28 protein-coding genes are annotated in these 25,501 nt (G+C 61.8%); 19 read left to right on the top strand and 9 right to left on the bottom strand.

Features of this window, described 5'->3' with window-relative positions:
- Positions 1-27: 27 nt before the first annotated feature.
- Positions 28-486, top strand: coding sequence for a DUF441 domain-containing protein (locus GTO91_RS07930; protein WP_161257437.1), 459 nt, complete (start codon positions 28-30; stop codon positions 484-486).
- Between the two features lie 79 nt (positions 487-565).
- Here the strand turns inward: GTO91_RS07930 and GTO91_RS07925 are convergent, their stop codons facing one another.
- The 5 genes from GTO91_RS07925 to GTO91_RS07905 form a co-directional block, all read right to left on the bottom strand.
- Entirely contained in the window at positions 566-823 is a 258-nt protein-coding gene (locus tag GTO91_RS07925) for a hypothetical protein (RefSeq protein ID WP_161257434.1), read from the bottom strand.
- 15 nt (positions 824-838) lie between these two features.
- The gene (locus GTO91_RS07920; protein ID WP_161257431.1) at positions 839-1,009 is read right to left on the bottom strand and encodes a hypothetical protein; all 171 of its coding nucleotides are present in this window, start codon (positions 1,007-1,009) and stop codon (positions 839-841) included.
- Positions 1,010-1,072: 63 nt separating this feature from the next.
- Positions 1,073-2,503 (bottom strand): MFS transporter, encoded by a 1,431-nt coding sequence (locus GTO91_RS07915; protein WP_235919325.1) that lies wholly within the window; start codon positions 2,501-2,503, stop codon positions 1,073-1,075.
- Positions 2,504-2,677: 174 nt separating this feature from the next.
- Entirely contained in the window at positions 2,678-4,396 is a 1,719-nt protein-coding gene (acsA, locus tag GTO91_RS07910) for an acetate--CoA ligase (RefSeq protein WP_161257428.1), read from the bottom strand.
- A 273-nt stretch (positions 4,397-4,669) separates the two neighbouring features.
- Positions 4,670-5,167, bottom strand: coding sequence for a hypothetical protein (locus GTO91_RS07905; protein ID WP_161257426.1), 498 nt, complete (start codon positions 5,165-5,167; stop codon positions 4,670-4,672).
- 261 nt (positions 5,168-5,428) lie between these two features.
- On the opposite strand from GTO91_RS07905, the gene GTO91_RS07900 reads away from it, so the two are divergent.
- From GTO91_RS07900 to GTO91_RS07885, 4 genes are all read left to right on the top strand, one after another.
- The gene (locus GTO91_RS07900; protein ID WP_235919323.1) at positions 5,429-5,815 is read left to right on the top strand and encodes an ArsR/SmtB family transcription factor; all 387 of its coding nucleotides are present in this window, start codon (positions 5,429-5,431) and stop codon (positions 5,813-5,815) included.
- A 103-nt stretch (positions 5,816-5,918) separates the two neighbouring features.
- The gene (locus GTO91_RS07895; protein WP_161257423.1) at positions 5,919-7,013 is read left to right on the top strand and encodes a permease; all 1,095 of its coding nucleotides are present in this window, start codon (positions 5,919-5,921) and stop codon (positions 7,011-7,013) included.
- A gap of 12 nt (positions 7,014-7,025) precedes the next feature.
- Entirely contained in the window at positions 7,026-7,946 is a 921-nt protein-coding gene (locus tag GTO91_RS07890) for a TIGR03943 family putative permease subunit (RefSeq protein ID WP_161257420.1), read from the top strand.
- Positions 7,947-8,034: 88 nt separating this feature from the next.
- Positions 8,035-10,578: a DEAD/DEAH box helicase gene (locus GTO91_RS07885; protein ID WP_161257419.1), complete on the top strand. Its 2,544-nt coding sequence runs from the start codon at positions 8,035-8,037 to the stop codon at positions 10,576-10,578.
- A gap of 118 nt (positions 10,579-10,696) precedes the next feature.
- On the opposite strand, the gene GTO91_RS07880 is transcribed toward GTO91_RS07885, so the two are convergent.
- Positions 10,697-11,026, bottom strand: a complete 330-nt coding sequence (locus GTO91_RS07880; protein ID WP_161257417.1) for a thioredoxin family protein — start codon at positions 11,024-11,026, stop codon at positions 10,697-10,699.
- Positions 11,027-11,132: 106 nt separating this feature from the next.
- Between GTO91_RS07880 and GTO91_RS07875 the strand changes: the two genes are divergently transcribed.
- The 12 genes from GTO91_RS07875 to GTO91_RS07820 all read left to right on the top strand — a co-directional run bounded on the left by GTO91_RS07875 (position 11,133) and on the right by GTO91_RS07820 (position 21,336).
- On the top strand, positions 11,133-12,014 hold the full coding sequence (locus tag GTO91_RS07875; protein ID WP_161257414.1) for a class I SAM-dependent methyltransferase: 882 nt from the start codon (positions 11,133-11,135) through the stop codon (positions 12,012-12,014).
- 82 nt (positions 12,015-12,096) lie between these two features.
- Complete coding sequence (locus GTO91_RS07870) at positions 12,097-12,558, top strand: RrF2 family transcriptional regulator (RefSeq protein WP_161257411.1); 462 nt, start codon at positions 12,097-12,099, stop codon at positions 12,556-12,558.
- 69 nt (positions 12,559-12,627) lie between these two features.
- Positions 12,628-13,440: an NAD(P)/FAD-dependent oxidoreductase gene (locus GTO91_RS07865; RefSeq protein WP_161257408.1), complete on the top strand. Its 813-nt coding sequence runs from the start codon at positions 12,628-12,630 to the stop codon at positions 13,438-13,440.
- Between the two features lie 100 nt (positions 13,441-13,540).
- Positions 13,541-13,735, top strand: a complete 195-nt coding sequence (locus GTO91_RS07860; RefSeq protein ID WP_407929519.1) for a DUF1858 domain-containing protein — start codon at positions 13,541-13,543, stop codon at positions 13,733-13,735.
- A gap of 193 nt (positions 13,736-13,928) precedes the next feature.
- Positions 13,929-15,323: a DnaD domain-containing protein gene (locus GTO91_RS07855; RefSeq protein ID WP_161257405.1), complete on the top strand. Its 1,395-nt coding sequence runs from the start codon at positions 13,929-13,931 to the stop codon at positions 15,321-15,323.
- A gap of 11 nt (positions 15,324-15,334) precedes the next feature.
- Complete coding sequence (locus GTO91_RS07850; protein WP_161257402.1) at positions 15,335-16,309, top strand: ATP-binding protein; 975 nt, start codon at positions 15,335-15,337, stop codon at positions 16,307-16,309.
- Positions 16,310-16,493: 184 nt separating this feature from the next.
- Positions 16,494-17,219, top strand: coding sequence for a CvpA family protein (locus tag GTO91_RS07845; RefSeq protein ID WP_161257400.1), 726 nt, complete (start codon positions 16,494-16,496; stop codon positions 17,217-17,219).
- A gap of 49 nt (positions 17,220-17,268) precedes the next feature.
- Complete coding sequence (locus tag GTO91_RS07840) at positions 17,269-18,720, top strand: aminopeptidase (protein WP_161257397.1); 1,452 nt, start codon at positions 17,269-17,271, stop codon at positions 18,718-18,720.
- 27 nt (positions 18,721-18,747) lie between these two features.
- Entirely contained in the window at positions 18,748-19,173 is a 426-nt protein-coding gene (gene yedF / locus GTO91_RS07835) for a sulfurtransferase-like selenium metabolism protein YedF (RefSeq protein ID WP_161257394.1), read from the top strand.
- A 5-nt stretch (positions 19,174-19,178) separates the two neighbouring features.
- Complete coding sequence (locus GTO91_RS07830; RefSeq protein ID WP_161257392.1) at positions 19,179-20,186, top strand: HEAT repeat domain-containing protein; 1,008 nt, start codon at positions 19,179-19,181, stop codon at positions 20,184-20,186.
- Positions 20,187-20,194: 8 nt separating this feature from the next.
- The gene (locus tag GTO91_RS07825) at positions 20,195-21,121 is read left to right on the top strand and encodes a mechanosensitive ion channel family protein (protein WP_161257388.1); all 927 of its coding nucleotides are present in this window, start codon (positions 20,195-20,197) and stop codon (positions 21,119-21,121) included.
- Positions 21,122-21,126: 5 nt separating this feature from the next.
- Positions 21,127-21,336, top strand: a complete 210-nt coding sequence (locus GTO91_RS07820; protein WP_161257385.1) for a DUF951 domain-containing protein — start codon at positions 21,127-21,129, stop codon at positions 21,334-21,336.
- Between the two features lie 129 nt (positions 21,337-21,465).
- On the opposite strand, the gene GTO91_RS07815 is transcribed toward GTO91_RS07820, so the two are convergent.
- Positions 21,466-22,572 (bottom strand): hypothetical protein, encoded by a 1,107-nt coding sequence (locus GTO91_RS07815; RefSeq protein ID WP_161257382.1) that lies wholly within the window; start codon positions 22,570-22,572, stop codon positions 21,466-21,468.
- Positions 22,573-22,706: 134 nt separating this feature from the next.
- Positions 22,707-22,850 (bottom strand): hypothetical protein, encoded by a 144-nt coding sequence (locus GTO91_RS07810; RefSeq protein WP_161257379.1) that lies wholly within the window; start codon positions 22,848-22,850, stop codon positions 22,707-22,709.
- A gap of 195 nt (positions 22,851-23,045) precedes the next feature.
- Here GTO91_RS07810 and ychF point away from each other — a divergent pair, with 195 nt between their 5' ends.
- Both ychF and GTO91_RS07800 read left to right on the top strand, forming a co-directional pair.
- A complete protein-coding gene (ychF, locus tag GTO91_RS07805) occupies positions 23,046-24,146 on the top strand; it encodes a redox-regulated ATPase YchF (RefSeq protein WP_161257376.1) in 1,101 nt (366 codons plus the stop codon).
- A 94-nt stretch (positions 24,147-24,240) separates the two neighbouring features.
- Positions 24,241-24,810 carry a single-stranded DNA-binding protein gene (locus tag GTO91_RS07800; RefSeq protein ID WP_161257373.1) on the top strand — a complete coding sequence of 190 codons (570 nt, stop codon included), beginning with the start codon at positions 24,241-24,243 and terminating at the stop codon, positions 24,808-24,810.
- A 62-nt stretch (positions 24,811-24,872) separates the two neighbouring features.
- Here GTO91_RS07800 and GTO91_RS07795 read toward each other — a convergent pair whose 3' ends face one another.
- Positions 24,873-25,475, bottom strand: a complete 603-nt coding sequence (locus tag GTO91_RS07795) for a 3'-5' exonuclease (protein WP_161257370.1) — start codon at positions 25,473-25,475, stop codon at positions 24,873-24,875.
- Between the last annotated feature and the right edge of the window lie 26 nt (positions 25,476-25,501).

Here is a 25,501-nt window from a genome sequence, read left to right as displayed (position 1 = left end):
GCAGATTACCCGCAGGAGGAGTTGCCCTTGCGTGGTGGGACCGTGCTGCTGATCCTCATATTATTGCTGGGCGTTATCGCCCGTTCTCCCATGACCGTTCTGGCCGCCGCATCGATCCTCGTGCTGAGTTATCTCGGTTGGGGCGGTCTGCTGGAGTGGATTGAACAGAACGGCGTCGACATGGGCCTGGTCATGCTCACCCTGGCCATGCTGGCGCCTTTCGCCACCGGAAAAGTGGGCGTGCGGGAGGTCTTGCTTTCCTTTGCCTCTCTGCCGGGGATCATCGCCTTGATCGGCGGCGTCCTGGCCACCAACCTGAACAAGCGAGGGATCGACCTCTTGTCTGGGGAGCCGCAGATCATCGTAGGGATGATCGTGGGATCGCTGGTGGGAATCGTCCTTTTTGGCGGCGTCCCCGTGGGGCCGCTGATGGCCGGCGGCTTGACGGCGCTGTTTTTGCAGATTTACTGGTGGTTGAGCAAGTAAGGGCGCCGTATGGTCTTACCAGGCAATTGTCAGCGTAAACCGGATAATTATCAGCGGGGACTGGCCGCAGTCGCGGGGATTACTCGTCTTTGCGGCCAAGCCTTTCTTCGGGCCGGAGGGCCGGCTGGGGACCGGGGTACCCCGGGTGTCCCGGGGGCGCAGACGGGGCCTGGTAGACGTTCAGGGGCGGGTGATGGCGGTACTTGTTGAGGTTGACCAGCTCCCGCAAATCCTGGCGGATGGCGCTCAAGGTGAAGACAAACCAGACGAGCAGGACGATGTGAATGAGTCCGGCGATCATCATCATGTCCATTCCCCGTCCCATCATATAGGGCAAGCGTTGTTCCCCCCTCTATCGACGTCGGAGCCGCAGGGTGTCGCGGATGTCGGTGACGGCCTCGGTCATCTGGTTGACCTGGCTGATGTACCAGATGATCAGGCCCAGCCAGCCGGCGATCATATAGGGCATCATCTTCATCCACCGGTGATGGCCGGCGGGAGATCGGCGATAGCGGTAGTGCATCAAATTACCTCCTCCGTTAGACGTAGAACATTCTGAAGGAATGTGCCGTACGTACAGGCCAGGTTAACTCGTCGCGCCGGTTGCCTGGCTTTTCGGCGTTTTCAGGAAAAACCAGGCGAGCAGCAGCGTGGCTGCTCCGGCAACCGCCCAGGGGCCGTAAAGCGCCCAGGGGCCGCCTTTTTCCAACAGGCTGAAGACGGGGGGACCGAGGGCGACGCCGATGAAGCGAACGCCGCCGTAAAAGGCGGTGACAGCGCCCCGCTTCTCCTCGGAGGCGGACGATGTGACGATGGTGTTCAAGCTGGGAAGCGTCAACCCCACGCCGAGGCCGAGGACAGCCAGCAGGGCGAGGACGGCGGGGATCGTCTGAAACAAGGCCGATAGGATGAGCGACACCGAGAAAAGGCCGAGGCCGGTCAGGAGGGCCGTCTTCAGGTACTCGGGCCGTTTTTGCAGGAAGAAGCCGGTGCCCAGGGCCGTGCTCGCCGAGGCCAACACGGGGATGGCCAGGACAAGCCCCTTGCGGACGCCCTGCAGCCCATAGGTGGCTTCCAGGGCATCAGAGAGGTAGGAGAGGACGCCGAAGAGGGTGAAGAGGGCGAGCATGCCGCCGAAAAAGGCGATCAGCAGGGTGGCGGCTTTTTTCTGAAACAGTTCGGAGACGCCGGAGAAGTAGGCCGAAAAGCTCTTGCCGGCTTGTTGGGGCGATACCGGTTTTTCTTTGACCAGGAAGGCGATGGCCAGGGCAACGGGAACGGCCAGGGCGGCGTAGACGAAGAAGAGGGACCACCAGATGAGCAGGACCAGCAGGGAGCCGAGGATGGGGCTGATCACCTTGCCGAGGCCGTTGGTGGCCTCGAGCACCCCCAGGGCCTTGTTGCGCGACTGGCTCTGGTAGAGGTCGCCGATCAAGGCCATGGCGATGGGGGCCGTTCCGGCGGCGGCCAGCCCCTGGACGATCCGACCCGTTAACATGACGGTGTAGGAGTTTTGAAACAGGACGGGGGACAGGCCCGAGATGAGTCCGCCGAGTCCGTAGAGGAGCAGCGCCGGGACCATGATCTTTTTCCGCCCGATCCGGTCGGACAGAAAGCCGAGAAAGGGAATGGCAATGCCGGCGGGGATGGAGAAGAAGGTGATCAAGAGGCCGACCTGAAACTGGCTGATGCCCATGGCGTCGCGGATCTGGGGGAAGGCGGGGATCAGCATGGAGTTGCCGAGCACCATGATCAGCGGCACGCCGGCCAGAGCGGCGAGCACCCAGTTGTTCGCTTTGGCCGCGCCAGCGGTGTTGGCTTTCTCGTTCCGCCGTAGCACCGGGATGGCGGGGTTGAGGGCGCCGGCCCACTCGCTGGCGAACTCCGTTCCGGCGAATTCGGCCACGTTCGTCTCTGACGGCGCCGGCTGGTCGATGACGCCGGCCCACTCTCCGGTTGTGTTGGCCTTTTTCGTCTGCGCCGGTTCGAAGTGGGGCCTTTGACGGTGGTTATCCATGGTTAAATGGTCCTCCTGTCGCGGGGCTTTCCGTTCTTGTCTCATTGTTTCCCGTCCGAGGGGGGCCGTTGAACGGGGATTGCTGGCAAAAAAAGTGCGCCCGCACCGGCGCTGTGGCCAGGGGGCGCAAAGGGGATTATGGAGCATGGATGAGGGAATGGCGGTAATCAGGCGTCAGTCTTCCATCGTCGAGAGATCGCCCGTCGGCAGGCCCAGTTCCCAGGCCTTGAGGACGCGGCGCATGATCTTGCCGGAACGGGTTTTGGGCAGTTTGTCGCGGACCTCGATCTCACGGGGCGCCGCATGGGCGGCCAAGCCTTTTTTGACGAAATCGATGATCTCAGTTTTCAAATCCTCTGTCCAGAGGTAGCCCTCCCGCAGGGCGATGAAGGCCTTGATGATCTCGCCGCGCAGCGGGTCGGGCTTGCCGATGACGCCGGCCTCGGCCACGGCCGGGTGTTCAACCAGCTTCGACTCGACCTCGAAGGGGCCGACCCGTTCGCCGGAGGTGTTGATCACGTCGTCGATGCGGCCCTGGAACCAGAAGTATCCCTCTTCGTCCATGTAGGCCGAGTCGCCCGAGAGGTACCAGCCTTCGATCTTGAAGTACTCGTTGTACTTGGCCGGGTTTTTCCAGATCCGGCGCATCATGGAGGGCCAAGGCGCTTTTACGGCCAGGTTGCCCATCTGCAAGGGCGGAAGTTCGTTGCCCTTGTCGTCGATGATGGCCGCGTGGATGCCGGGGAAGGGCTTGCCCATGGATCCGGGCTTGATCTCCATGCAGGGGTAGTTGGAGATGATCTGGCCGCCCGTTTCTGTCATCCACCAGTTGTCATGGATGCGGCGGTCGAAGACCTTGAGGCCCCAGCGGACGACCTCCGGATTGAGCGGTTCGCCGACGGAGAGGACGTGGCGGAGGCAGGAGAGGTCGAACTGCTTGACTATGTCGTCGCCGGCGCCCATGAGCATCCGGAAGGCGGTTGGGGCGCTGTACCAGACGTTGACCTGGTAGTCCTGGATGGTTTTATACCAGTCGTCGGGGCGGAAGCGGCCGCCGCGGACGACGGAAGTGACGCCGTTCAGATAGGGCGCCCAGACGCCGTAGGAAATGCCGGTGACCCAGCCGGGATCGGCAGTGCACCAGTAGATGTCGTCGGGACGGAGGTCGAGGATCCACTTGCCCGTCTGGTAGTGCTGGATCATGCCGTTATGGACATGGAGCACCCCTTTGGGCTTGCCCGTCGAACCGGAGGTGTAGAGGAGCAGCATGGGGTCTTCGCGATCGCCCCATTCGATGTCCGTTTCCGGTGACGCTTCGGCCATCTCGGCGTGCCAGTCCAGTTCGCCTTCGCCGAGGCCGCCTTCGGGAATGCCGACCATGAAGATGTGCTTCAGGTGGGGCAGGTCCTTGGGGATGCGCTTGCGCAGGGCCGGCGTGGTGACGATGGCGACCGCCTCGGCGTCAGCCAAGCGGTCCCGGACGGCGCCTTCCATGAAGGCTTCAAAGAGGGGGCCGGCGATGCCGCCCACCTTGATGATGCCCAGGAAGGACCAGTACAGTTCAGGGCTGCGGGGCATGAAGATGAAGACACGTTCCCCTTTGCCGATGCCGTGCTTGCGCAGCACGTTGGCGAAGCGGTTGGACTGCTCCATCATCTGCCGGTAGGTGACCGCCTCCTGGCGGGCAGGATCGGAGTAGTACAGCGCCACTTTTTCACCGAGGCCTTTTTCCAGCACGTTCCGGTCGATCGCCTCATAAGCGATGTTGACTTTCCCCGTTGTGTGCCAGGAGAACTCGCGCTCCACGTCTTCCCATCGAAAGGTCGCGCGGGCCTCTTCGTAGGATTTCAGGTTCGGATCGCCGGGGAAGACAGGGATACGCTCCGTGTGCATGCCATACCCTCCTATTGACTGTTAATTAGGAATTTTCTGAATTTATAGTTTTTATGGGACTTATTTTAGCAAAAGAAATCGGTGGCGTACAGCCTTTTTTTGCGTAGCCACCGATTTTTCCCGGACGCTTGTCCGGTCCTTATTCACGTTGTCCAAGTCGCCGACCTGTCGATAGTGGGGATAGATTGGGGGGTCAGTGGATAACTCTGTGGATAACCGGCCAAAATCCACAATAATTGTGGATAACCCCTTCGTTGGTTGTGGAATAGGTCTTTACAGGTTGGGGATTTTTAATTGCGGGATCTTGGTGAGGAACTGTTTGCGCTGGTCATGGCGCTGTTCCGCATCGATGACAAAGGCGCGGTAGCGGTCGATGGCGTCGGCGATGTTGCCGATGACCTGTTCGAGGGGGTACTTAGAGACAAAGACCCAGGTGGGCAGCAGGTTGATATCGGATGGGGTGACGAAGTCCCGCTCCATGATCTCGCCGTTCTTGGTCAGGGTGTAAAAGACCTTCTTCTTCCCATCGTAGATGAGGACGATCTCCGGGTAGAGGTGTCCCGTATCGGCGATAGGGAACTTGATCCCGCTCCGGTAGATTTTATCGAGCGCCGGCAGGATGTTCTCGATCACCCGCTGCAACAGGGAGGTTTCCTGGGTTTCGAGAGTCGATTCCTCCCACTGGATCTTGGACAACTTCTGGTCAAGGGTATCAATCTCTGAAACAATTTGCTCGTGGTTTTCGAGCAGCAGTTCTTCCGGTGTGGTCATGGCAGCCCCCTCCTCTGAAGGTTCTTTTGGTGATGACAATTCTTGATTCTGCTAGTGTATTCGATTCGCAGGGGGAAAACCCTGCCAGTGCCGCTTGCGTGGGCAGGAATTGGCCGGCTCGATCGAGAAGCTAGGCTGGACAGGCCGTCGATGATGTCAAGAAGCGGTAAGTCCGATGTAAAGGTGCGGCGATTCGGATGAAAAGCAGCGGCGGTTCGGATCGAAAGGTGCGGTGGGCACGTCGTGAAATGGGGTGGTTGCATGTCAACGGATGAGCGGATTTCGGCCCTTTCGGCAGCGATGGATCGCTGTGATGAGTACTGTATCCACGCCGATCTGGTCGAAGGGCGGCGAGAGCGGCTGTTGCCGATGGTCACCTATCAGGAATTGGCCCAACTGTTCAAGGCTCTCGGCGATCCCAGCCGCAGCCGGCTGCTCCACGCCCTCTCCTTCGGCGAACTCTGTGTCTGCGATCTGGCCAGCCTGCTCGACATCAGCCAGTCGGCTGTATCCCACCAGTTGCGGCTGTTGCGGGGCCTCCGCCTTGTCAAATACCGCAAAGAGGGCAAGATGGTGTATTACGCCCTCGACGACGACCATGTCCGCGGTTTGCTCGGCCAGGGGCTGGAGCATGTGAGCCACCGGTAACCGATAAAAAACCTTTTTGCCCGGCGGCGGACCCTTTGGTCTAGCCGCCGGGCTTTTTGTGTATCCATGTAAGGACAAACTATAGGAAAGCGGGGGATGAGGCATGACGGTTCTCGTCATGCGGGTGAGGCATCTGGTCATCCAACAGGCCTGGCTGGTTGCGGTGCTGGCGGCCCTGTCGCTGGTGGCGGCTGCGGCATGGCTGGCCTTGCGTTCTGAAGGCGGCGCAGTCCCTGTCCTCTTTTTGGGGATCCTGCTGGAGGCCTTGCCCTTTCTGCTGCTGGGGGTGATCGTCTCCTCCCTGGTGGAGGTCTTCGTCCCGCCCGACGGATTGCGCCGCCTGTTGCCGGCCAAGCCGTGGGCGGCCATCCTGGCGGCCTCCCTGCTGGGGATTATCTTCCCTTTTTGCGAGTGCGGCATCATTCCCGTCGTGCGGCGCCTGGTGCGCAAGGGCATGCCCCTCTATGCCGGCATGGCCTTCATGCTCGCCGCCCCGATCGTCAACCCCATCGTCATCGCTTCGACGGCCATGGCCTTTCGCGGCCATGAGGAGATGGTCCTGGGCCGGTTGATCGGCGCGCTGCTGGTCGCCTGGCTGACCGGGATGGTCTTTCTCTTCTGGCGGGGCGACGGGATACGCGGCGAGGAGGCGGGCAGCGGATGCGGCTGTCACAGCCATGGGACGGCCAGTTCCTGCTGTGGTCACAGCCACGGCAGAATGGATCATGGTCACTTCCGCGCCCATGCCCACAGCGGCGTTCATGGTCACGGCAGGGTTGGGTGGCTCGCGAAGTGGCGGCAGGCGGCTGACCATGCGGTGGACGAGTTTTTCGATCTGGGTCCCTACTTTTTGACGGGAGCGCTCATCGCCGCCGTCATGCAGGGGATGCTGCAGCCCGACTGGCTGACCGAGGTGGCGAGAGACAGCGGACAGTCGACGCTGATCATGATGCTGCTGGCCTTCGGCCTTTCCGTCTGCTCCAACGCCGACGCCTTCCTGGCCAGCGCCATGACGCCCGGCTTTACAGGGGGATCGGTGCTCGCCTTCATGATCCTGGGGCCCATGCTGGACATGAAAAACACCTGGGTGCTCTTTCGCACCTTCAAGCCCGCCGTCGTCTTCTTCCTGCTCGGCTGGCTGCCGCTGCTGGTGTTTCTGTTCGCCTGGGCGGCGAACGGCGGATTCATGGCAATGTAAAGGGGGATGGACGTGGGCGCCAATGCCGTAAAACTGGTGTATCTTGCCGCCCTGGCCCTGTTGACGGGCTGGATCGCCTACTCGGGACGGGCTGAACTGTACATCCACCCGCGCTTCGTCCCGGCCCTTGCCGCCACCGCTTGGACGCTGGCGGCGCTCGCCTTGTTTCAGGCGGCCCGGATCGTCCGGGAACGGCGGGATGTTTTTTCCGCCTGGCGATTCCCGGACGGCCGCCGGTTCCTGCAACCGCTGGCTGCCGGGGCGCGCTACGGGCTGCTGACGCTGCCCATCCTCTTCGCCTTGTTGCCGGGGGCGCAGGTGCTCGGCGGCGATCATGCGGCCCACAGAAGCCTGCGCCATGCCCACGCGGAGGAAGCGCCGGCGGGGGGCGGATTTTTCTCCGATCTGCAGGCGCATTTCCATCATCCGGAGCTGAGTTGGTTCGGCGGCGCCCGGCAGCCGCAGACGGCCCAGGAGGGAATGCCGGCGGCCCAAGAGGGAGCGCCGGTGGAGCAGGGCGATGCGCCGGCTGCCCGCGAGGGAGCGCCCGCCAAGACGGAGCCGATCCTTTTCGACGAAAAAAACTTTTTGCCGATTCTGTTGGAGATCAACCAGGATCCCGGCAAGTTTGCGGGCCGTCCCGTTGAGATCAGTGGTTTTCTCGTTGATGCGCCCGCCGGCGGGGAAGGGCTGTATATCGGGCGTTATGTGGTCAACTGCTGTGTCGCCGACACAGTGATCATGGGCTTGGCCGTGGAGAATACGGAAAGATGGATGAAAGGAGAGGACAAGATAAAAGTGGGGGACTGGGTGAAGGGGACGGGCGTTTTCCAAAAGGCGCGCAAACCCGGCACGCCAGGGGGGTTGATTGTCTCGTTGAAAGGGATGGTCGTGGAGACGCCGCCGCGCAACCCCTATATCTACGCCGAATGAAGGGAAAACAGAGGAAGAAAGAGGAGAGACGGGCTGCTGGGGCGAAAGTTTTTGGCAAAAAGGCATGGCAGCGAAAGGAGACATAGATTTGCGAAGGTTCCACCCTTCCGATCGATCACAGCAAACGCAGCGACGCAACCGCCCGCCGGTTTCGACGGAGCGAGTCCACGAGAGAACGGCCGAGGAGCCGAGGGCGAACGCCCACCCCGGCGAATTGTTGCCCGTCGATGCCTTGCCGGCGGATCTGCGCGTCTTTAAACGCACCTTGCGCCCGAAGAAAATGCCCAAACCGCCGGCGTCCCATCCGGAGAATCCGGTCTGGCGCGGCTTCAAGTTGGACGATTTTCAGGTCGAGGCCATCCGCGCCCTCGATGACGGTTTCGATTGCCTGGTGGCCGCCCATACGGGCAACGGCAAGACGCTGATCGCCGACTACCTCGTTGACAAGGCGATGCAGGAGGGACGGCGCGTCTTTTACACGGCGCCGATCAAGGCCCTGTCCAACCAGAAGTTTCGCGACTACAGTCGCCACTACGGCGAGGGGAATGTAGGGCTCTTGACGGGCGATCACCAGATCAACCGCTATGCGCCGATCATGGTGATGACGACGGAGATCTTCCGCAACATGCTCATCGAGAAGGACATCCCCGGTGAATTGTCCCATGTGGTCTTTGACGAGATCCACTACCTGAATGATCCCGAGCGGGGGGCCGTCTGGGAGGAGTGCCTGATCCTGCTGCCGCCCCATGTCCGATTGCTGGGGCTGTCGGCGACGGTGCCCAACATCCATGAGATTGCCGATTGGCTGAGCCATGTCCATGACCGCTCCGTCCCCATCGTGCGCTACCTGCACCGCCATGTGCCCCTCGAACACAACTACTACCAGCGGGACACGGGTCTCTTGGAGGCCGGCGATGTGATCCGGCTCTGGGAGGAGTTTTCCGAGCCGGCGGCCGATCTGGCCGAACAGAAGGCCCGGGAGCGGAAATCACCTTTTAAAAACTTTTTCCGCGGCCTGCCGGCGACGAGCCACCGCAGCCTCGTGGGTTGCCTGACGTCGACGGAACTGCTGCCGGCGCTCTATTTCCTGTTCAGCCGAAACGGTTGCGAGCAGGCCGCCCGGGACTGGCAGGGCCACACCTTTCTCGATGAGGCCGGCCGGGAGGCCGCCGAGTCGTCCCTGGTCGAGGTGGAGGAACGATTGCCGGGGCTGACGGCGACGACGATCTGGGCGGCCATGCGGGACATGCTCAGCCGCGGCATCGCCTTTCACCACGCCGGGTTGCCGCCGGTGGTGAAACAGGCCGTCGAGGAGATGTTTGGCCGCGGCCATATCCGATTGCTCTACGCCACGGAAACCTTTGCCGTCGGCATCAACTACCCGGTGCGGACCGTCTGCATCGACTCGACGACCAAGTTTGACGGCAAGAGCTTTCGCGTCATGACGGGCACCGAGTACCACCAGATGGCCGGGCGGGCCGGTCGCCGGGGGATGGACGAGCAGGGTCTCGTCATCGTTCGCGTCGACTACAGCAACTTCTCGCCGGAGCGGTTTCCCCACTGGCCGGAGCGGCAGCCCGAGCCGATCCGCTCGCGCTTCACCCTCTCTTTTAACTCCGTCGTCAACCTGGCTGCTCACCACTCGAAGGAACAAGTAGACAAGATCCTGACGAACAACTTCAAGGCCTACCAGGAGTCGGCCGAGATCCGCCAGGCCCAAAAGCGGCTGGAGCGGCTGCGGACGAGCCTGGGATCGGCCCGCTGCTACCTCGTCGGCAAGGACGCCTGCCCGGCCGTCCGGTACACCTTGGACAAGGAGATGCGGACGCTCGATAGGCGGGTAAAGACCTGGAAACAGCAGAAGGTGAAAAGCGACCGGCTGAAGGCGCGCCTGGAGCAGGCGACCCAGCGCCAGGCTGAGATCCGCGAGCGCCTCACCGGCCTGGCCCATATGCGCTGCCACCGCCAGGATCAGGCGAGTTGCCAGAAGCGGAACACCGAAACGTCCGGCTTTTATCAGTCCTGGGACAACGCCGAAGGGCAGTTGGCCCGCGCACAGGACCAGATCGACAAGATCCGCCGCGAGTATGAGCGCATGGTCCGCTTCCTGAAGGACAAGCAGTACCTGACTGAGGAGGGGGCGCTGCTGCCTCGCGGCGCTGTGCTGGGCAAGCTCCATGTGGAGGAACTGCTGGTGACGGAGTGGCTCTTTGAGGGCCTCTTCCATGATGTCACAGAGACGCAACTGGCTGCGCTGATCGGCGGCGTTGTCCAGGAGGAGAGCCGCTTTGAGCCCCATGTGACGGGCGCCTCCCGGAACATGGGCGGCTGGCTGGAAAAAGCGCGGGACACTTTTCTCCGCGTCCGCGATCTCGTGCCGGCGGGCCTGCCCCAGCCCCACTTCCGCTCCGAGGGCTGTTACCTGGTCAAAACCCTCATCGAGACGGCCAACTGGACGGAGTACCTGACCCTGGTCAACATGGCCGAAGGCGACGCCATCGCCCTGGCCCGCCGGACTATGGATGTGCTGCGCCAGTTGTCTCGGGCCGTCGAGGAGGATGAGGCCTTGCGCAAAAAAGTGGGACGGGCCCAGGATCTGGTGGCCCGTCCGGAGGTCGTCGCTGGGTTGTGATGGCGGTTGCTGCGCTTGTCACGGTGGCTATGTACGGTGGTGTCGCTGTCGGATGATGATTTCCGGGGATACTTCAGGGGTGGACGGTGGAATTGCAGGGCTTGCGCCGAAAGGCGATCTAGTCGGCTTGCAGCGCCGCCTTCAGGAATTCCTCCATCTGCGCTTTCGTCTTGCAGTAGCGGCTGTGGAGCCGGTCTGATTCCTGTCCGTCCCGAAAGACGATCAGGGTGGGGATCCCCCGGATGCCGAAACGCTGGGCCAGGTCGGGCTGCTCATCAGCGTCGACCTGGCCGAAGCGCGCTGTCGTCGCCAGCGATTCGGCCAATTGCTTGTACCCCGGTTCCGTCCGGACGCAATCGGGACACCATTTGGTGGAGAACTTCACCACGGCATAACCGTCTTCGCCGATGGCATCGTCGAAGGTGTCCTTGTTCAAGCGTTGGATCACGGGCGCTCCCTCCCTGCGTCAATATCCTTTTTCCTCATTGTAGCATTTTGACATTGAAAAGGGTAAGTATGGTCTTACAGCCATATTGTGCCGGATGGAGGCAACCGTGAATTTATATGAAGCCTTGTTTCCATACTATGACACCGTCTTTCCGGTCAAGGCGCCTGTGGTGAACTTCCTCGCCGAGCAGTTTGCCGGACACTCCGGCGGCGACGGCACTGGTGAGCGGGTGGCTGGCGAGCAGGTGGATGGCAAGGGAGTAACCGGTGAAGGGGGCTATGGCATCGGCCACTCGGATGGGGGCGCATCCGGCCTTCGGCTGCTGGACGCGGCTTGCGGGACGGGGGGACACGCCCTGGCGCTGGCGAAGCGGGGTTACTCCCTGCTCGGCATTGACCTTCAGGAAGAGATGATCGACCTGGCCCAAAAGAAGGCGCAGGGCCTTTCGACCCCGCCGCAGTTTGCCGTGATGGACATGGGTGCCGTCGATCCCGAACTGTGGGGACGCTGGGACGGCGTCTACTGTATCGGCAACTCCCTGCCCCACCTGGGGGACATGGATGCGATTCGAAAGACCTTGGCCGGCTGGTCCCGGGGGATGCGGGCCGGTGGCGCGCGCCCAGGGGGGACGATCCTGATTCAGGTGGTCAACTTTGCCAACGTGTTGGCGAAGGGTGGTCAACTTCCCACCTTGGAAGGGACGCAGGCGGGGCGGCATGTCCGCTTTGAGCGGCGTTACGAGCCGGCCGACGATGGCAGGATCCGCTTTTTGACCCGGCTGACCGTCAGCGAACCCTCCGGTGATGAAAAATCCACAGCCGGCGGAGAATGGACGGCGGAAACGCTGCTGCTCCCGCTGTCACCGTCGGACCTCCAAGGGGTGCTGAACGAACTGGGGTATGATAAACTGCGCTGGTTCGGCGACCTGACCGGCAAGGAACTCACTGAAGCCAGCCCGGCGGTGGTCGTGGCGGCGCGGAAGGCCTGACTGGGCGGATATGAGTTGACAAGGGCTCCATCGGGAAGTACCATAACATTATCGATTAACTAATATTTAAGGGGGGACTCCCGTGGAGATCACGCGCAAAGCCGAATACGCCATCGCCGCGCTGCTGGACCTGGCCCTTTTGCCGCCCGGTGAGTTCACCCTGTCGAAGGATATCGCCAAACGGCAGGGGATCCCGTCCAATTTTCTGCCCCAGATCATGGCTGCCCTCAGCCGTCACGGCTGGGTCGACTCGACGCGCGGCGCCGGCGGCGGCGTCCGCCTCGCCGTAGAGGCCGAGACGATCACCTTGCAGGCCGTCATCGAGGTGATCGAGGGGCCGATCGCCATCAACCGCTGCCTGGTGGGAGGCGGTTCCTGCCCGAACCAGGCGGGGTGTCCCCTCCATCATGTCTGGGCGCGGGCGCAGGGCGCTATGCTGGACGTGCTGGCCGGCACGACGATCGCCGACCTGGCCAAAGCGAAGCGGGCCATCGGCGAGAAAAACACAGGCGATGGGACCGGCGTGTGCTGCGGCGGTTCTTAAAAAACCTTCCGGGGTTGCGGGCGCGGCAAATCAGAGAAACTAAGCGAGGAAAAGGAGGCGTAAGGCGCTATGGACGCTCAGACTCCCACCCCGCCTGGTTTTTCCGATATGCTCGCGCCCCGGGGCGCCAACAAACAGCGCGACAAAAAGACCTTTTCCATCGTGCCCCATCACCCCGGCGGATTCATGAGCCCCAACCAGTTGCTGAAGATCGCCCAGGTGGCCCAAAAGTACGCCACCACGGTCAATGTGACCTCCGGTCAGCAGATCATGCTCATCGGCTTGCAACGGGAGAACGTGGAGAAAGCCTGGGAGGAGTTGGACCGGGAACCCGAAGGGCTCTTGGGGCCCCGTTGCCGCGGCGTCCGCTTTTGTCCCGGCATCGCCTTTTGCAAGCGCGCCACTTCTGACAGCATCGGCCTGGGGACGTTGTTGGACAAAAAATTTCGCGGCATGGACATGCCCAACAAGGTGAAGATGAGTGTGGCCGGCTGCTACCTCTCCTGCACGGCCCCGGCCATCCGCGACATCGGCATCATCGGCCTCGACGACGACAGCTACCGGATCCTGATCGGCGGCGCCGGCGGACACGCCCCTCGCTTAGCCGACCTCTTTATCGAAGGGGTCAACCGCAAGCAGGTGCTGGCCATCTGTGACCGCCTGCTCCACTACTACAAGAAACGGGCTAATCCCGGCGAACGGATGCATGAGTTCGTGCCCCGGTTCGGGCTGGACCGTATCCGCCAGGATGTGCTGGGCGATATGGCCGATCTCCCGCGCTGGCCGACGGCGGAAGAGGAGGCCCGGCGCCACGGCCAGCCGGGGGAATTGTTTCCCTTGGAGACGCAGACGGGCGGCGAGACGAGTTGCCCTCTGCCTTGAACAGAGCGGGCATTGACCGTGCGAACAAGGGATGAACGGTATCAAAGAAAAAGCAGGAAAAATAGCTAGGTAACAAATCATCACTAGGAGGGTTGCAGGCGTGATCACGAAGGACATGATCATCGGCGATGTAGTCGCCAAGTACCCTGAGACGGTCCCTGTCTTTCGCTCCTTCGGCATGCAGTGCCTCGGCTGTCCCTCGGCCCGCGGCGAGTCGGTGGAAAAAGCGGCCGGCGTCCATGGTTTTGACGCCGACCGGCTGGTGGAGGCGCTCAACGAGGCCCTGAAAAAATAGACGCGGAAGAAGAAAAAACGGATATTAATTAAAAAAGAAATCGACCCGATCCGTTCCAGATGAGCGCAGGCCGCTCTTTTTTTTTGCCCCAATAATGGAAAAGGGAGATCCCGCCAGGACGAGAAAACTCTTTGCCACCCGGAGGCAGGCGGTTTACAATGATATCGCCGGATGCCAAAGGAGGAATGTGCCGGTGACCTTGGCCAGATGGATGCACCTACTCTGGGAGAACCATGCGCTGCATTTACATAACCTGATCTATCATTCGCGTGAGGACCTGCAACTGAGCAACGACCTGGTCCAGGAACTGCTCGTCATCGAGGAGCGGGCGGCTTCGGCTGGAACGGAGGGGATCCTCCCGTCCGGCCTGCCCCGTCATGTAGCCGACTCGATCGCCCGGCTGAAGAAGATGGGACTGCTGGAGGTTCAATGTAAGGAAGATCGGGTCTTCCTTTCTTTTGAACCCCTTTTTGATAAACTCTTGAAAGGCCGGATGGGCGACGCCGACGTCAGCCGGCAGTACATGCTGATCATGGAAGAGGTTCAGGAGGAAATCCGCCGCCTGGAGGACCTGCGCAACCGCCAGGTGCTGGAGCGGCGGCAGATTGATGAGGAGCGCAAGGTTCTCATCGAACGGGAGGAACGCCTGGCGTCCCGTGACGACGATCTCCGCCGGATGCAGTTGTCGCTCATGGAAAAAGACCAGTCCCTTCACCTGCTGCAGATGCGGCTGGCCGAGGAGGAACGGCGGCTCCAGGAGGAGAGGCGGGGGCTCGACCAGGAGCGGTCCGATCTGGAAAGCCTGCGCCGGGAACTGGACGATGCCATCAAACTCCACACGGAGCGGCAGTTTACCGGCATGCCGGGGGCGGCTGCGGGACCGGTTGCAGGGCCGGCCGCCGGCGGCGCGCGAAGCAGCCATCTTCCCCCATCGGCCGTGGAAGACAACGGCCCCCTTATCCATTTTCTGCAACAACTGCGGGGCGGGGCGGCGAACGCCGAAGAGGCCCGCGACCTCCGCAAGATCCAGATGCGCCACCGCTGGTCCGAGCCGTTTTTGCTCGACTTCCTGCAAGCGGCGGCCCGGGGGGGCATCCGGGCCATCCAGGAGTTTCGCCGGCAAGCGGAGATGGTCGCCGCCTGGGGGATTTCCGGCCGGGACCAGTTGGCCGAGTTTTTCGGCAAAAAGACCTATCTCGACGAAAAAGTCTACGAGGTGTGGCTGACGCTGGGCAGCCCCAACAAGATCAACGATATTTTCCGGGATACCTATGTGAAGTGGTCGCAAAGCTGGGGCTTCTCCCACGAGGTGATCCTGCGCGCCTGTCAGGAGGCCTACAAGGGGGCGGCCAACCCCAGCATCAATTATGTGGACAAGGTCCTCTCCCGCTGGCGCGAGGCCGGTGTGCGGACGGTGGAAGACGGCGATCGGGAGATCGAACGCTTCCGGCAGCAGCGTTCGCGCGGCCCTGGCGGACGCCCGGCGGGACAACAGACGCCTTCCAACCGGAGTCCCATGGCCGGCGTCAATGTGCTTCCGAAGAATGAGGAAGAAGCGAAGGCCTACGAACAGTTCCGCGATCTCTAGGAGGGGCGTAGATGATCAACCGAGACAACAAACGGCTGCAGAAGCAGGCTGAGCGCGACCGGCGGGTGGAAAAACTGCATCAGGCCCACCCGGAACTCGCCGCCATCGATCGACGGTTGCGGTTGACAGGCATCCGCCTTGTCCAAGGGGCGATCGGTCGGCTGACGGCGGATGAGTTGGAGAACCTCAACCGGGAGCGGCAGGAACTGACGGTTGCTCGCAAGGACTTGCTGAATAGGCTGCCTGTCGACCCGAGTCTCTTTGAGGTTCAGTGGGATTGCCCCCGCTGTGAGGATCGCGGCTGGATCGATTTCGGCGTCAAGTGTCCCTGCCTAATCCAGGAAGAGATCGATGAGGCTTTTGCTCAATCAGGGCTTACCGGGGATATGAAAAACCAGACCTTTGAAACGTTCTCCTTGGCCTGGTATGAGCAGCAGGAACACCTTCATCCGGGCCTGGTCGGCAGAATGCGGATCGCCGTTGAACGCTGCCGAGATTTTACCGATGCGATCATCGCCGGCAATGGCAAGGGCAACCTGCTCTTCTACGGCACCGTCGGGACGGGAAAAACCCACCTTTCGAGCGCCATCGCCAACCGGCTGCTGGGGGCCGGGAAGACGGTGATTTACCGGACCATCAGCCAGATCATGAACAGCATCATGGAAGCGAAATTCGATTTTCAAAACAACGGCAGGCAGCCAGAGGTGCTCGCTGCGCTGCGTTCGGCTGATTTGGTCATCATCGACGACCTTGGCACGGAGAAACGGACTGATTTTGTCGTCACCGAACTGTTCGAACTCGTCAACGACCGGCACCGGATGGGCAAACCCATGGTGATTTCCATGAACATCGAACTCGGGGAAATGGCGAATTTTTACAACCACCGCCTCGCCGACCGCCTGATCATGCAGTCCTACTGCATCCGCTTTGAGGGCAAAAGCGTCCGTCAATTAATGAAGGTGGCTGGATTTTCAGCCGGTTTTTAGCGGTTATCTGGCATTCCTTTGTCAGCTAAACGTAGGCAAACGAAAAAATTCATAGGAATGTTTGCATACTTCCTGAAGGCTTTCCGGCGTACTGTAGTCTAGAGACAGGTGCCTCTTTATCTAAAATCTTTACTTGTTTTTATGGTTGTTTTTTTAGAAGGCGAAAAAAAGGGGGAGCCCCGCCTTGAACGCCCTCGACATCATCATCGTGAGCCTGATAGCCTTCACCTTTTACCGGGGGTGGCGCCGGGGATTGCTGGCCTCCCTCTTGGGTGTGGGCGCCTTTTTTTTCGCCTTCCCGCTGGCATCGTCCCTCTTCAAGCCCATAGCGGATCTCCTCGACCAACAGTTCAGGGTTGTGGCGGCCTTGCAGAGCTTTTTCCTGCAGCGCTTCGCCCCGTCTATCCCGGCGGCCCAGGTGAAACCGGACGTGGCGCCGAGCCTGAACCTGGAACGGGTGGTCAAGGACCTGCCGCTGCCCGACTTTTACAAACAGGAGATGGCCCGCCAACTGTCCGACCTGAACATGGTCGTGCCCGAAGGGGTGCGGAACCTGGCCGAGTTGGTGGCCAATTATGTGGCCCACTCCGTCTGGAACAGCCTTGTCTTCCTGCTCATCTTTCTCGTCTTCGCCCTGGTCGTCAAAATCGCCGCCGCCGGCTGGATCCGCCTGCGCGGCGACGGCTGGATCGGCACAGCCGACAAGCTGCTCGGCGCTGTGCTCGTCTCCTTGGCCGCCTGGGTGGCGACGGCGGTGGTGCTTTCCTGGTTTTTCGGCGGTCCTGTCGCCGGGGCCTCACCGCTGCGGGTGGAAACACAGCCGTTGTTGGAAACATCGCGGCTGATGCCTTATGTCTTTGATTCGAATCGGTGGATTGGCGAGCGCTTTACCGGCTACACTTTCCGGTGAATGACCACTTCTTTATCCGCCTCACGGGAAAAGAGAGGAGCGCTTTGACATGGATAACTCTGTAGGGAAAAAGGGGAAGAGTCCCTTGACGCGGCAGACGGAACCGGTGTGGGACCGGTTGAGCCCCGGTGAGCGACAGAACATGATGGACTTTGCCGAGGGCTACCGGCGTTACCTGTCGGTCGCCAAGACGGAGCGCGAGTCCGTCGAATTTGCGGAGCAGCGGGCCCGCGCGAAAGGCTATGTGTCTTTTGCGGAAAAAGCGGCCCAAGGGCTTCAGGCCGGTGACAAGGTCTACTTTATCAACCGCAACAAGGCCATCTTGCTCGTGCATGTCGGTTCCCGCCCCTTGGCGGAGGGCTTGTCCCTGGTGGGCGCCCACCTGGACGCGCCGCGCATCGATCTGAAGCCGAATCCGCTCTATCAGGATGAGAAAATGGCCCTCTTCAAGACCCACTACTACGGGGGGATCAAGAAGTACCAGTGGCTGGCCATCCCCCTGGCGCTGCACGGCGTCACCGTCTTTCCTGACGGCAGCGTCCGCCGGATCAACCTGGGCGAGGCGCCCGAGGACCCGGTCTTCACCATCACCGATCTATTGCCCCACTTGGCCAAGGATCAGATGGAAAAAAAGCTCTCCGAGGCCATCGAAGGCGAGGGCTTGAACATCCTCGCCGGCGGCCTGCCCGCCGGCGGCGGGGACGGGGCGGCGGAAAAGGACGCCAACCGCTACAAGCAGGCGGTGCTGGAGATCCTGCACCAGCACATGGGGATGACGGAGGAGGATTTCCTCTCCTCTGAATGGCAGGCCGTGCCGGCCGGCGCCGCCAGGGACATCGGTTTTGACCGCGCCTTTGTCGGCGGCTACGGCCAGGATGACCGCGTCTGCTGCTACACGGCGGCCGAGGCGCTCTTCGACCGGGCCGGCGGCGATCGCACAGCGGCGGTCCTCCTGGTGGATAAGGAAGAGACCGGCTCGGACAGCAACACGGGGATGCGGTCGCGCTTTTTTGAAAATGCCCTGTCTGAGTTGATTTACGCCGCCTTGCCGGGAGGCGATCGGACGCCGCCGGAGTTGATCGCGCGGCGATGCCTCTTCAACACGCAGGCGCTCTCGGCTGACGTGCTGGCGGCGATGGACCCCAACTACGGCGGCGTCCTCGACGAGCGCAACGCCGTGCGGATGGGTTTCGGCGTCGCCATGGCCAGGTACACGGGCACCAAGGGCAAGTATGGCACGTCGGAGGCGAACGCCGAATTTATGGCGGAGGTGCGCCGGATTTTCCAAAAGGCAGGGATCCTGTGGCAGAGCGGCGAATTGGGCAAGGTGGACCAGGGCGGCGGCGGCACGATCGCCCAGTTTCTCGCCGTATACGGGATGGATGTCCTCGATTGCGGCGTTCCCCTGCTGAGCATGCATGCGCCCTTTGAAGTCGCCCACAAGGCGGATATCTATATGGCGTACCGGGCCTACAAGGCCTTTTTGGAGGGGGACGGCTGACCAGAAATTGTTCCGGGGGGAAGCGTGATGAGCAAAGAAACAGGTGCGGCGGCCAGGCCGGAGTCGCCAGTCATGGAAGAAAATTTGGCCGGTCTGTCGACCACCTTCGCGTTGCAGGAGAATTCAGTCTTGTTGATGACAGCCGATCGCTTGGGCCGGGGCGATGACGATCTGGGAAAGGTGCTCGTCAAGTCATTCCTGTACACCTTATCCCAGGCCGACGTGATACCGAAGACGGTGATCTTCCTCAACAGCGGCGTCAAACTGGCCTGTGAGGACTCGGAAACGTTGCAGAGCCTGCTGGCGCTGGAGGAGCGGGGCGCCGAGCTCCTCAGTTGCGGCACCTGCCTGGACTTTTTTAGATTGAAAGACAAACTCGTGGCCGGCAAGGTGAGCAACATGTACGCTATCGTGGACGTGCTGAACCGCTCGAACCACGTAGTCACCTTGTAACGGCGATGAGCAAGGATAAGGAACCTTTCTGGCGGCGCTGGCGAGCCTGGCGTTCCTGGAAGACCCAGGCGGCAGAAGACCCGCCGGAGCAGGTCCGCCACATGCTCCGCCAACTCCGGGAGGCCATCGTCCCGCAGCAGGAACGGCTCGCCCGGTTGCTGGCGGCGTCGCCGGAGGAGCGCAGCCGCTGGTGGCAGGAAGCGGTGCAGGCCGAAGCGGCCCAGTCGGCGCCTTCCAGCCCCGCCTGGCGGCTGGCCCGCATCCTCCGGTTGGAGGAGCACTGGCGGGCGGTGATGGCGGCGCCCCAGTCAGGACCGAAGGAGCAGGTGATCGAGGCCTTGGGGCCGCTCCTGCTGCCGGAAGCGATGCCGCTCTTGCAGGCGGCCGTCCTCGACCGGTCGCCGGCGGTCGGCCTGGCGGCGACGGCCTACCTGGCCCAGGTGGCGGATAGGCAAGTGACCGATTTTTTCCTCGACCTGCTCGCCCGTCCCGACGGCGGCCCCTGGATCGACCGGGCCGCTCGGGGACTGGCGGCGCGCCGTTCTGTCGACGGTCCGGTCATCTGGCGCCGCCTCCTGGCGATGACCGGGGACGCGCAGGAACTGTCGCGCATGCGTGCCTGGGAGGTCTTGGCCTCCTTCGGCCCGCCGGCTGACGGGGAGGCGGTGGACAGCCTGGAAGCCTGCCTACGCGCGGGATTGGGTGATCCCGAGGCGGCGGTGCGGGCCCGGGCCGCCGAGACGGCGGGACTGCTGGCCCGGGGGGATCTGGCGCCCGAACTGGTGGCGGCTGCCCGTGACGCCGATGCCCGGGTGCGCGCCGAAGCGGCCCGCGCCCTGGGACGATTAGCAGCCCTCGACCTGATCGACCGGAACGCCGAGCCGCAGCAACGGGAAGCCCGGGAGACGTTCCGTGAGGCGGTCCGGCAGGCGCTCACCGACTGCCTGGCTGACGAGGACTACCGGGTCAGCGGCTGCGCGCGCCAGGCGCTCCATTACATAGCAGAGGTGTGAGGTGGGATATGCTGACTTGGCTGTCTCAGTTTGTCCGGGAACGAGCCATAGCGATGGGATTGGAGGAATGGGCGCAGCCGATCGCCGCCTTTGTGGCCGGGTCGGCCCATCTCCTCTTTGCAATGTCTCTGGCCTGGCTGGCCTTCCGATTTGGGAACAAGGCGATCGATCAGGTCTTTCGCCGGCGCCTCGGCGTCAGCATCATTGACGAAAAGCGGGGCGCCACCTTGGCGACCTTGTTGAAGAGCCTGCTCTTTTACAGCGTCTTTTTTATCGTGGCCATCGAGATCCTGAACACCGTCTTCGGCGTTCAGACCCAGGCGCTGCTGGCCGGGGCCGGCGTCGTCGGCTTGGCCGTCGGTTTCGGCGCCCAGAGCCTGGTGCGCGACGTGTTTACCGGCTTTTTTATCATCTTTGAGAATCAGTACGCCGTCGGCGAGTTCGTCACCATCGGCAAGTACTCGGGCATCGTCGAGGAAATCGGCCTGCGGGTGTCCAAACTGCGCGACTTTACGGGGGAACTGCACATCATCCCCAACGGCCAAATCAAAGAGGTGAGCAACCGGAGTCGCGGCCCCATCCAGGCGCTTGTCGATATCGGTGTCGCCTATGAGGAGGACATCGACCGGGCCTTGGTGGTGTTGGAGGCGGCGGCGAAGGAACTGGCCGAGGAATGGGCCGAACTGATCAAGGAAGGTCCCTCGGTGCTTGGTGTCAGCAACCTGGGCCCCTCTGAGGTGGTGATCCGGGTCATCGCCAAAACGGTTCCGATGGAGCAATGGCGGGTCGAACGGGAGATGCGCCGTCGCTTTAAGATGGCCCTGGACCGCGCCGGCATCGAGATTCCCTATCCGCGGCAGGTGCTGGTCCCCTATGCACGGGGATCCAGCCTGGAGACGGCGTCGACCGGCGACGGTTCTTTGCAAATGAGGTGAGCGGCATGGCCCACTATTCCATCGGCGACAAGGTACGCCTGCGCAAGACCCATCCCTGTGGGTCGACGGACTGGGAGATTACGCGAACAGGCATGGACTTTCGCATCCGTTGCCTCGGATGCGACCACCAGGTGCTGATCCCGCGGGTGAAGTTTGAAAAGGCGGTCAAGGCGGTCATCGCCCGCGTGGGTGAACCGGAGCCGCCGAAAAAATAGGCCGAAAGCAAAAAAAGCGCATTCCCCGCCGGCTGGGCGCGGGATGCGCTTTTTTCCATTATTGAGGCAATACTACAGGGTGGAGGTGTTCCATCCATGGGGATTGAACGCAGGGATCTGGCCTTATTGTTATTGGAGACTGCTGCCGAGATCCGCTGGGAGCGGGCCGAAGAGGCGGCTCGCCGGTCGCGCCGGAGCAACGGCGATGCGGTTGGCGGCATTGCTGCGGGAACCGCCTTGGAGGAGGTTCCGATCCAAGCGGTCCACGTCGCTGCTGACCTTGGTGCCGGCTCCGGCATGTCCCGCCGTCCCTTCCCCGACGTTCCGGTAGTCATCGAGACGCCAGTGACCGTCCAGGTAGACCAGGCGCACCCATAACTCGTAATCGACGCTCCGCTCCAGGCGCCGGTTGTTGACCTGGTAGGAACTGTAGGTGCTCACGTCGGCGACGGCCTCCACGATGTTCTGCTCAGGCGCGATCTCCACATCGCGCACGAGAAAGACGCGGATGTCGAACGCCGGTTTTTCAAACTGGCGGTATTGGGAAAAGAAACCCTGCCAGTCGCTGATCGCCTGTTCGGCGTCATGGCGGCGGGGGGATGAATCGGTCAAGGCTTGTTCGATGAGGTGCTTGTCGTTCAGCGTGATGGCTTGTCCCAGCCGTTCAAAGCCGCCCTGCATATGCAGGCGCACCACCTTGGCGGATTGGGTGTACTCGGCCAAGCGTTCCGGCGGGTAGGCTTCCGGCGGCGTCATGTAATGGTCCCAGGCGCGGTTGAGCCCCCAGACAAGGCCGACTGCGAGAGGGATCAGGAGCAAAAAGGCGAGACCGTAGGTGACCCAGCGGTTCTTGCGCAGTTTCGCCGGTGCTTGGCCCATCGTGGCGGCGAGGCCTGCAAAGAGGCCGCCGAGTTTCGCGGTAGGGTTTACGTGGGCGGCAATGTCGTCAGCGTTGGCGCCGGAACGCCCACCGATGTTCCCACCGGCGTTCCCGCCGGCGGATCCGCCGATGCCCGTCAGCGCCTCCAGCCCATCGGAAGGGCCGTCAAGGGCGCTGGCGATGGCATCGATGCCGGTGATGCCGTCGATGTTGCCGAACGCCGCAAGCGCATCCGGCGTTGAAGCAGCCTCCGCCGGTTCCGCTTGGAGGCGCAGCAGGTCGGCTTCCAGATCCTCAACAGAGAGGCTGTCGATATTCAATGCTTCGTCAAATGGAGAGTTCTGTTCATCAACCATCGTTGTAGCTCCCTTGCTGAGCGGCGGTTAGGAGTCATTTTTATTTTACTATAACCCCCGGGACGAGAGGCCTAAATTCTCATGAAATTATTTTTAAAAAATAATGGTTGTCTGCGCATGCGCATTGCCTCGTCTCAGTCGTCTTTGAAGATGGAACTGAAAACGATAGACAGAATGACGATCCCGACGAGGAGGATGATCTGTCCCTTGTCATCCTCCAAAACGTCTTTCCATCGTTCCAGCTTGCCGAACCAGTCGGAACTGCCGCGCCCGGCCATGGTCGCACCTCCCCGTAACGGGTTCTCAGCACAACCTATGCCGCAGGCGACCAAGTGGCAACAGCGGCGCTTGCGGTGGCCGCCTGTTGCTTCCGTCGCGGGGCGCAGGTTCGGCTCAGGTCCTTGCATTCCCACAGGCCTTGGTCTAAACTAAACGGTGGCAAAGTGTAAAATACCATCGGGAGTTGATTCGTTGTGCCGGTCCAGGCGGGTATCGTCGGGTTGCCCAACGTGGGCAAGTCCACCCTGTTCAATGCCATCACAAAGGCGGGCGCGGAAGCCGCCAATTATCCCTTCTGCACCATCGAACCGAACGTGGGCGTGGTGGAGGTTCCCGATCCCCGGTTGGACAAGCTGACCGAGATGGTCAAACCGAACCGGGTGGTTCCCGCCGTCGTGCGGTTTGTTGATATTGCCGGCCTCGTCCGGGGCGCCTCCAAGGGCGAAGGGCTCGGCAACAAGTTCCTGTCCCACATCCGCGAGGTGGACGCCGTGATCCACGTCGTCCGCTGTTTTGAAGACCCTGACGTGACCCACGTCGATGGCAAGGTGTCGCCAATGCGCGACATCGACACGATCGAACTGGAACTGATCCTCTCCGACATGGAGGCGGTGGAGCGCCGCATGGATCGGGTGCAGAAGATGCTCAAATCCGGCGATAAAAAGGCCCAGCAAGAGTTGGCTGTGTTGCAGCGGCTTTGCGCCGCCTTCGAGGATGAAAAACCGGCCCGTTCCATCGACTGGACGCCGGAAGAGGCGGAAATCGTCCGCAACCAGTTTTTGCTGACGAGCAAGCCGGTCCTCTATGTGGCCAACGTCTCCGAGGAGGATCTCGGCAAGGCCGACAATGCCCTCGTCCAAGAGGTGCGCGCCAGGGCCGACCGGGAAGGCGCCGGCGTCGTCGTCATCTGCGCCAAGATTGAGGCCGAGATCGCCGAGTTGACCGATCCGGAGGAGCGGACCGTTTTCCTGCAGGATCTGGGACTGGAAGAGTCCGGCCTCGACCGGCTGATCCGGGAGACCTACACCCTGCTCGGCCTGATCACCTACTTCACCGCCGGGGTCCAGGAGGTCCGGGCCTGGACGATCACCCGGGGAACGAAGGCGCCTCAGGCGGCCGGCGTCATCCACACTGATTTTGAGCGGGGTTTCATTCGGGCCGAGGTGACGGCTTATGACGACCTGGTGACCTGCGGCAGCCAGACAGCCGCCCGCGAAAAAGGGGTGCAGCGGCTCGAAGGCAAGGAGTATGTGATGAAAGACGGCGATGTGGTTCACTTCCGCTTCAACGTGTAACCGGTGATCACAGTGGAATTTGCGGAAGCCGGTTGATCGGACTCGAATTCCATGCTAAACTTCAAATAAATGGTATGAAAAGGAGAAATTGGTTATGTTGAACCGGGTGATCCTCATCGGCCGCCTCGGCAGGGATCCGGAACTGCGTCATACCAACAGCGGCATCCCTGTCTGCTCCTTCAGCATCGCCGTCGACCGGCCCCAGTCGTCGAACCAGCGACAGGCCGGCGCGGAAAAAATCACCGATTGGTTTACCGTCAACGTCTGGAACCAGCAGGCGGTCACCTGTTCCCAGTACCTACATAAGGGCCGGCTCGTCGCCATCGACGGCCGCCTGCAGACCCGTTCTTGGACGGACCAGCAGTCCGGCCAGAAGCGTTCCGTCGTGGAGGTTGTCGCCGATACGGTCCGTTTCCTGGAGCGCGGCGAAGGCCAGGGTGGCGGCGTGGGCGCTGCTGCCGGCGCTGGCATGGGCGCAGGAGCGGGCATGGGGGCCGGGTCCGGGTCCGGCGCCGGTTATGGCGGTCCGGCCGGTGGCGGCGGCTACGGCGGCGGCGCTTCCGGTTTTGGCGCGCCCTCTGGCGGTGGCTATGGCGGCGGCGGATATGGCGGCAGCGAGATTTCTTTCCCCGATCCGCCTGGGGAAGACGATCTGCCCTTCTAAAAAACGACATCGACAGAAAACCCCGCGCAAGAATCCCATTCGGATTGCGCGGGGTTTTTGTTTTAACCTGTAATATTCGTTCCATGAGAGGGTATGGAATGCATGCCGGTTCCCTCTTGCTTCGTTACATACAACTTTAACGGGAGTTTTTGAACGAGGTTTTTCACCGACGTCACTTGATGCGACTTCAAGGCATGGAGGATGATTTGCGCCGCCGCGTAGGCGTCATCTCGCGCATCGTGGTGGTTCAATTGAACGCCGAGAAATTCAGCGACTGTGTTCAGTTTGTGGTTGCGTAAAGAAGGCCACGTTTTTCGGGCCGTCTCCACGGAGCAGATATAGCAGGACTCCGGAAGGGACAACCCGTAGTGTTTCAGCGTGCTCTCTAAGACGCCTTTGTCGAAAGACACATTGTGGGCCACCAGCAGTTGTCCCTGCAGGTAGGGGAGCAGCGTGGGCCAGAGCATGTCGAAGGTCGGTTCGTCTTTCACCTGTTCGGCGGTGATGCCGTGGATGTATGTAAAGGGAAAATAGAGCACCGGCGGGCGGATCAGCCAGGAACAACTTTCGACGGCCTTGCCGCCGGCCACCACGGTCAAGCCGATGGCGCAGGCGCTGTTGCGGGCGCCGTTGGCCGTCTCAAAGTCGATTGCGACGAAATCCATGATGGTCCTCCTCAATAGATCGGCAG

This window comes from Heliomicrobium undosum (assembly GCF_009877425.1).
Classification (GTDB): domain Bacteria; phylum Bacillota; class Desulfitobacteriia; order Heliobacteriales; family Heliobacteriaceae; genus Heliomicrobium; species Heliomicrobium undosum.
This window is presented reverse-complemented; position numbering and strand designations above follow the sequence as displayed.

Bases quoted from the DNA above. Each gene is read 5' to 3' on its own strand.
- GTO91_RS07920 (WP_161257431.1), bottom strand. From the start codon at position 1,009: ATGCACTACCGCTATCGCCGATCTCCCGCCGGCCATCACCGGTGGATG.
- GTO91_RS07915 (WP_235919325.1), bottom strand. From the start codon at position 2,503: ATGGATAACCACCGTCAAAGGCCCCACTTCGAACCGGCGCAGACGAAA.
- acsA (WP_161257428.1), bottom strand. From the start codon at position 4,396: ATGCACACGGAGCGTATCCCTGTCTTCCCCGGCGATCCGAACCTGAAA.
- GTO91_RS07905 (WP_161257426.1), bottom strand. From the start codon at position 5,167: ATGACCACACCGGAAGAACTGCTGCTCGAAAACCACGAGCAAATTGTT.
- GTO91_RS07900 (WP_235919323.1), top strand. From the start codon at position 5,429: ATGTCAACGGATGAGCGGATTTCGGCCCTTTCGGCAGCGATGGATCGC.
- GTO91_RS07895 (WP_161257423.1), top strand. From the start codon at position 5,919: ATGACGGTTCTCGTCATGCGGGTGAGGCATCTGGTCATCCAACAGGCC.
- GTO91_RS07865 (WP_161257408.1), top strand. From the start codon at position 12,628: ATGGACGCTCAGACTCCCACCCCGCCTGGTTTTTCCGATATGCTCGCG.
- GTO91_RS07850 (WP_161257402.1), top strand. From the start codon at position 15,335: ATGATCAACCGAGACAACAAACGGCTGCAGAAGCAGGCTGAGCGCGAC.
- GTO91_RS07840 (WP_161257397.1), top strand. From the start codon at position 17,269: ATGGATAACTCTGTAGGGAAAAAGGGGAAGAGTCCCTTGACGCGGCAG.
- yedF (WP_161257394.1), top strand. From the start codon at position 18,748: ATGAGCAAAGAAACAGGTGCGGCGGCCAGGCCGGAGTCGCCAGTCATG.
- GTO91_RS07830 (WP_161257392.1), top strand. From the start codon at position 19,179: ATGAGCAAGGATAAGGAACCTTTCTGGCGGCGCTGGCGAGCCTGGCGT.
- GTO91_RS07825 (WP_161257388.1), top strand. From the start codon at position 20,195: ATGCTGACTTGGCTGTCTCAGTTTGTCCGGGAACGAGCCATAGCGATG.
- GTO91_RS07820 (WP_161257385.1), top strand. From the start codon at position 21,127: ATGGCCCACTATTCCATCGGCGACAAGGTACGCCTGCGCAAGACCCAT.
- GTO91_RS07815 (WP_161257382.1), bottom strand. From the start codon at position 22,572: ATGGTTGATGAACAGAACTCTCCATTTGACGAAGCATTGAATATCGAC.
- GTO91_RS07810 (WP_161257379.1), bottom strand. From the start codon at position 22,850: ATGGCCGGGCGCGGCAGTTCCGACTGGTTCGGCAAGCTGGAACGATGG.
- GTO91_RS07800 (WP_161257373.1), top strand. From the start codon at position 24,241: ATGTTGAACCGGGTGATCCTCATCGGCCGCCTCGGCAGGGATCCGGAA.
- GTO91_RS07795 (WP_161257370.1), bottom strand. From the start codon at position 25,475: ATGGATTTCGTCGCAATCGACTTTGAGACGGCCAACGGCGCCCGCAAC.